General features: G+C 64.8%; 12 protein-coding genes and 1 tRNA gene. 4 read left to right on the forward strand and 9 right to left on the reverse strand.

What is annotated here, in order from left to right:
* Positions 1-3: 3 nt before the first annotated feature.
* A complete protein-coding gene (locus B4394_RS23685) occupies positions 4-897 on the reverse strand; it encodes a LysR family transcriptional regulator (protein WP_078312724.1) in 894 nt (297 codons plus the stop codon).
* Positions 898-969: 72 nt separating this feature from the next.
* Here B4394_RS23685 and B4394_RS23690 point away from each other — a divergent pair, with 72 nt between their 5' ends.
* On the forward strand, positions 970-1,932 hold the full coding sequence (locus tag B4394_RS23690; RefSeq protein ID WP_078316435.1) for an EamA family transporter: 963 nt from the start codon (positions 970-972) through the stop codon (positions 1,930-1,932).
* A 9-nt stretch (positions 1,933-1,941) separates the two neighbouring features.
* Complete coding sequence (locus B4394_RS23695) at positions 1,942-2,346, forward strand: HIT family protein (protein WP_078312723.1); 405 nt, start codon at positions 1,942-1,944, stop codon at positions 2,344-2,346.
* On the opposite strand, the gene B4394_RS23700 is transcribed toward B4394_RS23695, so the two are convergent.
* Together B4394_RS23700 and B4394_RS23705 are read right to left on the reverse strand one after the other, a co-directional pair.
* Entirely contained in the window at positions 2,318-3,832 is a 1,515-nt protein-coding gene (locus B4394_RS23700; protein WP_176112826.1) for a sensor histidine kinase, read from the reverse strand. The genes B4394_RS23695 and B4394_RS23700 overlap by 29 nt on opposite strands.
* Positions 3,829-4,569, reverse strand: coding sequence for a response regulator transcription factor (locus B4394_RS23705; protein WP_099051502.1), 741 nt, complete (start codon positions 4,567-4,569; stop codon positions 3,829-3,831). Before B4394_RS23705 ends, B4394_RS23700 begins: the two co-directional genes overlap by 4 nt.
* Before the next feature lie 116 nt (positions 4,570-4,685).
* Between B4394_RS23705 and B4394_RS23710 the strand changes: the two genes are divergently transcribed.
* Positions 4,686-5,435 carry a hypothetical protein gene (locus B4394_RS23710; RefSeq protein WP_078316436.1) on the forward strand — a complete coding sequence of 250 codons (750 nt, stop codon included), beginning with the start codon at positions 4,686-4,688 and terminating at the stop codon, positions 5,433-5,435.
* Between the two features lie 8 nt (positions 5,436-5,443).
* Here the strand turns inward: B4394_RS23710 and B4394_RS23715 are convergent, their stop codons facing one another.
* The 5 genes from B4394_RS23715 to B4394_RS23735 form a co-directional block, all read right to left on the reverse strand.
* Positions 5,444-5,842 carry an HNH endonuclease family protein gene (locus B4394_RS23715; protein WP_176138367.1) on the reverse strand — a complete coding sequence of 133 codons (399 nt, stop codon included), beginning with the start codon at positions 5,840-5,842 and terminating at the stop codon, positions 5,444-5,446.
* 51 nt (positions 5,843-5,893) lie between these two features.
* Positions 5,894-5,965: transfer RNA gene (locus tag B4394_RS23720), tRNA-Thr, on the reverse strand.
* A 74-nt stretch (positions 5,966-6,039) separates the two neighbouring features.
* Positions 6,040-6,387: a YidH family protein gene (locus B4394_RS23725; RefSeq protein WP_078316438.1), complete on the reverse strand. Its 348-nt coding sequence runs from the start codon at positions 6,385-6,387 to the stop codon at positions 6,040-6,042.
* Positions 6,384-7,421, reverse strand: coding sequence for an FAD/NAD(P)-binding protein (locus B4394_RS23730; RefSeq protein ID WP_078316445.1), 1,038 nt, complete (start codon positions 7,419-7,421; stop codon positions 6,384-6,386). Before B4394_RS23730 ends, B4394_RS23725 begins: the two co-directional genes overlap by 4 nt.
* A 152-nt stretch (positions 7,422-7,573) precedes the next feature.
* Positions 7,574-8,974: a PPE domain-containing protein gene (locus B4394_RS23735; protein ID WP_078316439.1), complete on the reverse strand. Its 1,401-nt coding sequence runs from the start codon at positions 8,972-8,974 to the stop codon at positions 7,574-7,576.
* A gap of 167 nt (positions 8,975-9,141) precedes the next feature.
* Here B4394_RS23735 and B4394_RS23740 point away from each other — a divergent pair, with 167 nt between their 5' ends.
* Entirely contained in the window at positions 9,142-9,948 is an 807-nt protein-coding gene (locus B4394_RS23740; protein ID WP_078316440.1) for a class I SAM-dependent methyltransferase, read from the forward strand.
* 27 nt (positions 9,949-9,975) lie between these two features.
* Here the strand turns inward: B4394_RS23740 and B4394_RS23745 are convergent, their stop codons facing one another.
* Positions 9,976-10,200, reverse strand: a complete 225-nt coding sequence (locus B4394_RS23745; protein ID WP_078291806.1) for a heavy-metal-associated domain-containing protein — start codon at positions 10,198-10,200, stop codon at positions 9,976-9,978.
* Positions 10,201-10,261 lie beyond the last annotated feature (61 nt).

A 10,261-nucleotide genomic window follows, 5' to 3' on the forward strand; every position in this document is an offset into this window, starting at 1 on the left:
CGCCTATCGGGATTCCAGTACCGCCGCGGCGTCCTGTAACCCGCGGATGGCCGCGGCAATTGCCGGCCGGTGCTGGGCGCCGGGACGGGCCAGCACCTCGTACAGCCGCCCGGCACGGACCTCGCGGATGACCAGCCGCGCCACCCGCGGGCTCCGGCTCACGTATCGCGGCATCAACGCGATGCCATGACCGTGGGCCACCATGTCTTCGACAATCTGGAAATCCTTGAACCGGAACCGGACTCGGGGCCGAATGCCCGCCGATACCCCGAGTGAGACCAAAACATCGTCCACCGGGAACCCCTCGGGGACACTGATCCAGGTCTCGTCCGCCAGCTCACCCGGCGTCACTGAGCCACGCCCTGCCAGTGGGTGATCGTTATGCACCAGCAGATCGATCGGCTCTCGCATGAGCGTCATCGACCACACCCGCGCAGACCGCAGGGCGGCGGCCCGCTCGTCCCGGTGGGTGACAACGATGTCGTACTCGGTCAGCAACCCGGGGGCCTCGCTGTAGGTCACGTCCTCGTCACCTGGTCGCACATCCACCACCCCCTCGACGGCGGCGACAAGCCTGGGCAGCAGCAGACTCCCACCGGAGGGGAACGATGCGATCCGCACAACCGGTTGTGTCCCCTCCCGGTAGGCCACCATCTCCTCCGCCGCCCGGTCGACAGCGGCAATTACCTCGTCGGCGCGCAGCACCAGCGCGCGGCCGGCTTCCGTCAGGGCGATACCCCGGCCGTCCTGCCGCAGCAGGGCCACGCCCGCCTCGCGCGCCAGCACCTTCAACTGCTGCGATACCGCCGAAGGGGTGAGCCTCATCGCATCGGCGACCTCGCCGACGGAGCCGCGATCGGCAAACTCACGCAGAATCCGCAGGCGACGCAGGTCCATGAAGAAAATCTACATTAATAGTGCACATTAATTAGATTGTGCTGAATCGATTCGGTGCGCAGGATCGACGGCATGACAACCCGGCACCGTCTCCTCGGACTGACCGTCGCAGTGCTGTGGGGTGTCAACTTCCTGGCCATCCACGCTGGGCTGGAACATTTCCCGCCGGTCTTCTTCGCCGGGATGCGATTCGCGGTACTGGCGGTTCCGGTGATCCTGTTCGTGCCGTGGCCACGGGTTCGGATGCGGTGGTTCCTGTTGTACGGAGTCGGGTTCGGCACCGTCCAGTTCGCGTTCCTGTTCCTTGCCATGGCGAATGGGATGCCGACAGGACTCGCCTCCCTGGTGCTACAGGCCTCGGCGCCCTTCACCGCGATCCTGGGCGTGCTGCTGCTCGGCGAGCGGATGTCGGGCCGGCAGATCGCGGGTATCGCTCTTGCCGTCGGCGGCATGGCGCTGATCGCGGCCGATCGCGCAGCACACGGTGCGTCCACCGCGCTGGTGCCGGTAATCCTGACGCTGCTCGGCGCCCTCGGTTGGGCCTTCGGCAATATCGGGAGCCGAAAAGCCATGGCGGGCAACACCGATCCGCGCACGCCATTGCGCCTCACCCTGTGGATGTCGGTGGTACCGCCCATACCGCTGTTCGCGCTGTCGGCTCTGACCGAGGGACCATCGGCAGGCTGGCGCGCGCTGGCCTCGATCGATCAACGCAGCGGACTTATCGCACTCGGCGGCCTGGTGTACATCGTGCTGCTGGCCACCGTCGTCGGCCTGGGCCTGTGGACCTACCTGATGGGCCTGTACCCGGCGAGCCGCGTGGCGCCGTTCTCGCTCCTGGTCCCAGTGGTGGGCATCACCGCGTCCTGGCTGACCCTCGGCGAGCAACCGACGGCCCTGGAACTCGCCGGTGCGGCGGTGGTAATCACCGGCTGCCTGATCGGCATGACGGTGCGCCCAGCCGCCCGTAGCGACGCGCATGCACCCGTGTCCCGCGAGCTGTCCGCAGCCTGCGCCCAGACGGCGGGCCACTAACCTAGGGACATGTCCAGCGTCTTCACGAAGATCATCAACGGAGAACTGCCCGGTCGGTTCGTCTACGAGGACGACGACGTCGTCGCGTTTCTGACCATCGCACCGATCACCCAGGGACACACCCTGGTGGTGCCGCGAGCCGAAATCGACCAGTGGCAGGACATCGACGCGGACGTTTTCGCGAAGGTCAATCTCGTCGCACAGCGCGTCGGCCGCGCCATCCGCAAGGCCTTCGACGCACCGCGTGCCGGTTACATCATCGCGGGCATGGAGGTGCCACACCTGCACATCCATGTCTTCCCGGGCTTCACGCTGACCGATTTCAGCTTTGAGAACGCCGACCCCAACGCTTCGGCGGAATCCCTCGACGAGGCACAGGCGAAAATCAAGGCTGCGCTGGCTGAGATCGGCTAGTCCGCACGATCTTTGGCGCGGAAACCTCAGCCTCCGACACCTCAGTATCTACGTCCTCGATCTCGGCTTCGTCGTCGGTCATATCGGCACGCGGCAGCCGCACCTCGAATCGGCAACCCTCACCGGGCGCGGTATGCACGGTGACGGTGCCGTCATGTGCGGCGGTGAGGGCGTCGACGATCGACAGCCCCAGCCCGGTTCCGCCGCTACTGCGGGTACGTGACGTGTCCGCGCGATAGAACCGCTCAAAGACGCGTTCGGCGTCGGTTTTCGTCATGCCCGGCCCGGCGTCGATGACCTCCAGGACGGCGTCGTCTCCCTCGGTGCCCACCCGGACCCGGACGGCGGCGGTGGTGTGCCCGAGCGCGTTGCTCACCAGATTGCCCAGCACCTGGCGCAACCTCAGCTCGTCGCCGATGACCTCCGGGGTGCCGGGGCCATCGAAGACTTCCAGTTCCACATCGCGTTCGGGCGCAGTCGCTTTCGCATCGTGGACAGCATCAGTGGCCAGTACCAGCAGGTCGACGAGCCGCTGCTCCATGGGCCGATGCGCGTCCAGTCGCGCCAACAGCAGCAGGTCCTCCACGAGCTGACCCATGCGGGTCGACTCCCCTTCGATACGGCCCAGCACCAGCTCGATGTCGGTGGCCGCACCCTGGCGATAGAGCTCGGCGTAGCCACGGATGGTGGTCAGGGGTGTGCGCAATTCATGACTGGCATCGGTGATGAACCGGCGCATGCGCTCCTCCGAAGTTCGAGCGGTTGCGGCCGATTTTTCCGAATCGGCCACCGCACGCTGAATCTGCGCCAGCATTCCATTGAGCGCCAACGATAATCGGCCCACCTCGGTGCGCGGGTCGCGTTCCGGTACCCGTCGATCGAGATGACCCGCGGCGATATCGGCTGCCGTCGCCTCTACTTCGGCCAGCGGACGCAGGCTGCGGTGCACCAACCAATATCCGGCGATACCAAGCACAGTCAGCACCGCGATCCCTATCGCCACCTGCAACCACAGCAGGTCGCGGGCCGTGGTGCGCACATCGGTGATGTCCCGGGCAACGGTGGTGTACCCGCCCAGCGCGTCGTGGCGGGACACCGCACGCCACTCCGTAGTGCCGTCGGCCGAGCGCACCGTCACGGGACGGCCGCCCACATCGTTGTCGAATGGCAGGTCCGGATCGGCGCGCGCGCGATCGTTGAGCATGATGACCACCCGCCCACGGTCATCGGTGGTGCGGATGAAGAACAAGGACGGGGGCCGATGCCGATTGGTGTCGAAGGCAGGCGGGGGTGGAGGTGGCCGGTTCGCCCACCCATTCGCAGCGTCGATCAGCTCGCGATCGGCGCGGTTCATCATGGTGCGCTGCATGGTGGTAGTCACCGCAATGCCAGATGCCACCAACCCCAGCGCAACCAGAACCAAGGTTCCGACCACGAGGCTCACCCGCAGCGGTACACCCCGACGAACGCCGGGGCGGCTACTCACCGCGGCTCGCGCAATACGTATCCCACGCCACGAAGCGTATGCAATAGCCGCTTCTCACCGTTGTCGATCTTGCGCCGCAGATACGAGACGTACGACTCGACGACGTTCACATCGCCGCCAAAGTCATAACGCCACACATGGTCGAGGATCTTGGGCTTACTGAGCACGGTGCCCGCGTTGATCATGAAGTACCGCAGCAGCGTGAACTCGGTGGGCGAGAGCGCAACCGGCTCGCCGGTCTTCCACACCTCGTGAGTGTCCTCGTCGAGCTCGATATCGGCGAAGCTGAGTCGCGACTTGCGAGCCGGCTCCGAGCCCATCCCGGAGCGACGCAGGATCACCCGCAGCCGGGCGACCACTTCTTCCAGGCTGAACGGCTTGGTCACGTAATCATCGGCGCCCAGCGTCAGCCCGGCGATCTTGTCCTGCAGACCGTCACGGGCGGTCAGGAACAGCGTCGGCGCATCGATACCGTCGGCCCGCAGACGGCGCAGCACGCCGAATCCGTCCATTCCGGGCATCATCACGTCGAGGATCACCGCATCGGGACGAACCGTGCGGGCCAGATCCAAGGCGGCGGCGCCGCTGTCGGCGGTGTAGACGTCAAACCCCTGGAATTTCAGACTGACCGAGAGCAATTCGACAATGTTCGACTCATCGTCGACCACCAGCACCTTGGCGGGGGTGGTGCCGTTGGCGGGAAAAGTTCCTTGGTGTGTCTCAGTCGTGATGCTCACCTCCGACAATCTTCCCCTCAAAATTTACGGTGCGCTGGATCTTCGCTGTGAGGTTCCTGTGAGTTCTTCACAGGAGATTGTCAGCCAACCACGCAAAGTCACCCTAGAGTTGTGCCATGAAGCTGGTGTCGCTGCTCACCGCGCCGCTCAAGATTTCGCTGGCCGTTGCCGATACCGGCTTGGCAGTGGCCGCCAAGGCGATCGATACCGGGCGCGAGATCCTCGCTGAACTTCCGGACGGGCAGCCCCACGACGGCCATCGCGATGCCCCCGGGTCGGGCCTGGTGGGCACCGTCGAATCCCTGCTGGGGCTGGCCGGACGCAAGAGCCCGTTGCAGTCGGCGATGAAGGTCGCCGAGCTCATGGAGGAAGACAAACCGATTGGCAGGGCGCTGCGGCCGGGCGGGCCGGTGGAGCGCGTCATGGCGCCCGGCGGGCTTGCTGATCGACTCACCGAACCCGGCGGCGTCCTGGACCGGCTCTTCGCTAAGGACGGGCCCGTCGACAGACTGACCTCACAGGACGGCGCACTGGACCGGGCGCTGGCACCGGGCGGGCTGGTCGACCAGCTGCTCGCCGAGGACGGGATTCTCGAACGGCTGATGCGCGAAGAGGGCGTCCTGGACAAATTCACCGCGAAGGACGGTCCGCTGCAGCAGTTGGCCAACCTGTCGGAGACGGCCGCCAAGGTGGCGCCCAACATCGATGCGCTGACGCCCACCATCGAGCTATTGACCGATACCGTCTCAGCGCTCAGCTCCGTGGTCGGTCCGCTGGGCGGTTTCCTGCCGCGCCGTCGGCCGTCGCGACCGTCCGGCTCACCGCGGCCGATACGGTCCGAGCGGATTATCGAAGGTGAGATCTAGTCGGCGGGCTAGTACGACTTTCCGTCCGCATAGCGCTGCCTGCGGAAACTGCGGCCATTGCCGCGATTGCGGCTCTTGTAGGTCGGTAGTTGAGAGTCGCAGTTGGGGCAGACCAGCCGAAGATTCTCTCGACAATTGTTGGCGGGGTTTCCGTCGATATGGTCCAGGACCAGCACGAGCGGGGAGTCTTGCCAGATGCTCGCGCCGCTGCAGATCGCACAACGGCCCGATTGAGCCTCGGCGAGAAAGAGCCGAACGAAGTGGCCCTGCTCGCTGCGCACCCGGGCGTCACCAGACTCGAGCCACAGTCGGGTATTGGCGTCGCGTCGAGCTGCTGCCTGACAAGCATTGCCGCAATAGATCTTCTGGCTTCGCCCAGAAAGCGGTGCGCCGCAACCAAGGCACAGTCCCATGGGCTGAAATTACGTGACGGCACCGACATGCCAGATAGCGCGTTGAGCCCCCGGTCAGGATTGAACTGACGACCTTCGCTTTACAAGAGCGGTGCTCTACCACTGAGCTACGGAGGCAATGGAACGTCGAACAGTTTAGCGGTCTTCGTCCATGACATGTTTGGAGCCCACCCACGCGGCCTGGCACATCGCTAGCCGTTGAGCAGCAGCGCCACCAGCAGCACGACCATCCCCAGCAGCAGGATGCTCAGGAACGTCGGCATATGACTCGGCGGCAGGTCCGCATTGCGACGCATGGCGTCCTGGACCCGGCGCCGCCGTCGCGCGGCCGCCATCGCCAGCACGCCACCGGTGATGACCAGCAGGATGCTCGCCACATGCCGGGCACCCGGAATCCAGAACTCCGGAACGAACTGCATGAGGGCTACCCCGCTGGCAATGAGAGCCAGCGAGGTACGCACCCACGCCAGATATGTCCGCTCGTTGGCGAGCGTGAATCGGTAATCGGGTTCGGCGCCAACGGATTCGCCGACGCTCACGAGCCGTACTTCAGCCACAACGGAAGCACTTTGTTGAGGCGATCCATGAACTTCTGCAGTCCCACGCGGTGTTCACCGAAGCCCATCGGGTCAATCCGATACTCGGGGAACGCAATTCCGGCCCCAAACAGACCGGGAGCGATGATCCCATTGGCGGCATTGCACTCCAGGTGCCCCCACTGCGGCGCAGCGAGTATTGGCCTCGGGCTGAATCCGACGGTGTAGACGGCGTAATCGCAGCTCTGGAGCAGCTCGGAGAATTCAGGGCTCTCGACCAGGCAGCGCTGCAGCCGGTCGGGCAGCACTCCGTCGATGTTCTCCCGCGCCCAGCGTGCGGCCTCCCCCTTCAAACCAGTGTCGTCGAACAGCGTCCAGTCCCCCATGTCGACCGCATAACGCAGCGGTCCGCGATAGAAGTTGATGACCTTGGCCGCCGGACCGGCCAGCAGGTTGGGCAAGGCGATCATGCTCGAATGTGACGCGCCGAAGACGGCAATGGTGGCCCCCTCGAGCGGCAGCGCAGCGAGCTTCTCGGGATTGAGTGCCGCCTCGATCGGGATCTCGTTCAACCACGGGTAGTCGAGCGTCTTGGGAACCGAACCAACCGCGAGGATCACGTTCTTCGAAGTGATATCACCCGTCTCGGTCCGCACGGTCCGCCGGCCGCCCTGCAGTGCCAGACCCGTTGCCGTCGTGCGCAGGGCACTCACTTGCTCACAGAGCTGCCCGGTAATCCACACCAGCGGATCCGCCACATCGCCAAGCAGACAGGTATCCGTGGGCGCCAGATCGTTCAGCGCGAAATGCGGTGCATGGGCGAACCGGAAGGATTGCGCGCCCGTCAGGTAGTTGATGAACAGCTTGACCGACGTATTACTCGGCACGGCACGCCATTTCGTACCAAAGTCGCCTGCGGCGAACTCCGGGTCGATCCAGGCGATCGAGCCGGGCGGCACTCCGTGATCGAGGAGCTTCCCCACTGCCGCGATTCCCGCGGGGCCCGCGCCGACCACTGTCCACCCGTACTCACTCACTGTTCTGCCCTTCTCTGCGTGAAAATCCAGGAACGCCACCGCCGATGCTTCCGGTGACTGTCTTCGATTGTTCTGCGCAAAGAAGCCCGTGAGTAGTGACTAATCCGTGAATAGCCCCAAAGTTTTACTTATAAACACAGGTAGAGCGGCTATCACTGTTCTGTACTGTCCGTTTGCCAGGTACTCGGGAGCATGGGGACCACCTGCCGGGTGTCATCCGATCCGAATCGGACCGTCCCGGCGGTGTGCGCACTGGTCGCGGCGGGCGCCGTGCCTGCGAATCCCAGCTTGCCGGCACCCCTATTGGTCGCGCCGGTCTCGGTGGAATATTCGGCCCTTGCACCCATACCGGCAGTCTCTTCCAGGTATTCGTAGCGCTGGCCTCCGATACGCACCTTGCTCTTGCTGCGCTGTCTGCGCCGAGCCGGAGCCACCGCGGCCACACTCGCCGCCGCGGCGGCATCGATCGTGTCGACGACGGAATCCGACGATTTCGCCGTGCCCTTGGGGCCAAAGCTCACCCCGGGCGGCACCAAACCGGGTATGGCATAGGTGATCCCGCTCATTGATGCCGGAGCGGCGGAGGAAGCCGGGGCGGTAGTGCCCTGCGTGGGAGTGGCCGGCGCCGAGCCGCCTGAAGGGGACGCGGACATCGCCGGCAGCGGCACAGCCGCCATCCCCGCCTCCGGACGGTGCACAGCCCGCAATGCTGGCCTGTCCGCAGAGGGCGCTGCCGCCGGAGCCGGAACCGCTGCCGGAGCGGGCCGAAGGTGTACCAGTGCCGCCAAACCGCTGAGCCCACTGAGAGCGGGAATGAGAAACGGCAGCAGGTACGAGGCGTAATACGGGTACCAGAGCAAGTCGTAGAGGAAAAGCATGATCACGGCGAGCACGGCCGAGGTCGCCGGGTTGAAGCCCATCTTCTCGAACCACTGCTGAAAACCCTGCAACATCTTCATGATCTGGTCCGGAGAACCCGGCACATCCGATTGGTCACTGCGGGCCTCACCGCCGGGCCCGAGAATTGGGGGTGCCGGCTGGGTCGGCGGTATCGCCGACGTCATGGCCTCAGCGGTCGCCTGATAGGCACTCATGGTGGCCGCCGCTTGCACCCACATGCGGACGTAGTCGGCTTCGTTGAGCGCGATCGGGATGGTGTTGATTCCAAAGAAATTCGTGCCAACCAGCACTCCGTGCGTGAGGTGGTTGATGGCGAGCTCGGCCAGGGTGGGCATGGCCGCCAGCGCGCCGCCGTAGGCCGCCGCGGTTGTTTCATGTTGGGTGGCAATGACAGCGCTCTCGACAGCAGACTGCTCGAGCCAGGCCAGGTACGGCCCGTGAGCCGCTACGTACTCCGACGCGCTGGGCCCCTGCCAACTGCTTGCCTGAACTCCGGCCAAGACCTGGGTCAACTCGACGGCCGTGCGCGCGTAGTTGTCCGAGATCTCTTGCCACTGCGCGGCGGCGGCGAGCACCGCGCCTGGACCGGGTCCCGCACTTAACAGCGCCGAATGCACCTCCGGCGGCTCCGCCATCCATATCGGTGCCGTCACACGCCGCCTCCCTGCTGAATAGACGCAAACGGTTTCGCGTCTCCATGGGAGTAGTCGGACCCTGCGTCAGAAAGTTCCCGCACAATCAGAATCAGCGTCCGAAATCACATGTATCGTTGCGCGCCAGGAATTCCCACGTACCGTAACCGTCCCGTACAGTCGGGCCCATGCCAGTCATCGATGCTCGACACCTCGACGGCGTGTCTGAGACCGCACTGCTCACGCTGCATCAACGGGCGACCGAGGCGGCCCGGCCGGACGGCATCATTGATGACCCCATGGCCATCGCACTGCACACCAGCCTTGATTACGATTTCCAGCATTTCGGGCGCACACACCAAGCTACCGCCTTGCGCGCCTTGATATTCGACACAGCCACTCGGGAGTATCTGACGGGGCATCCGCGTGCGAGTGTGGTGGCCTTGGCCGAGGGATTGCAGACGAGCTTCTGGCGCGTCGACAACGGCGAGCTCACCTGGATATCGGTGGATCTGGAGCCCATCGTGCGGCTGCGCCAGCAGCTGCTCCCGCGATCGGACCGGTTGCACTACTGTGCCCAATCCGCGCTCGACTATTCATGGATGGACCGGGTCGACGGCTCGGGTGGTGTGCTGATCACGGCCGAGGGCCTCTTCCAGTACCTGGAGCGCGAGCCGGTGTTCGATCTGATCACCGAGTGCGCCAAGTGTTTTCCCGACGGAAGGCTGGTTTTCGATTCTGTGCCTAAGTTCCTGAGTACGCACTCCCAGCGCGGCATGAGACTCAGCGAGCAGTACACCGTTCCACCAATGCCCTTCTCGTTCACCGCAAATCAGTACGGAGAACTCCGCGCCATCCCCGGCATCCGCAGCGTGCGCGAGCTGCGGATGCCCGCCGGGCGTGGCAAGGTACTGCGCTGGGCCGGCCCGATGCTGTACGCACTGCCCGGTCTCGACCGGCTGCGCGCACCTCACACGGTGATCGAGTTCGGCTGAAGTACTGCAGCTTTCGTCGGGTAGACGCTATCCGGCGGCGACGGCGAAATCACCGCCGGCACGCACAAGCGTGTCGTGAACTTCCTCCACTGACAGCACGCTGTCGGACAGAACCCGTACTGTCGACGCACCCTTGGGATCCAGATCGACGGACACCTCGCGCACCGGATCGAGTGCGGTCAGCGCCTCCGTCACTCCCATGACGCACGAGTTGCAGTGCATCCCGCTGATGGCGAAGATTTGCTCGGACATATCGTGTTTCCTCCTGAAATGTTTATTCACAACAGATGTGAAGGCGCGAGGCCTCCATGGC

It is taken from the genome of Mycobacterium sp. D16Q16 (assembly GCF_002013745.1).
GTDB lineage: Bacteria > Actinomycetota > Actinomycetes > Mycobacteriales > Mycobacteriaceae > Mycobacterium.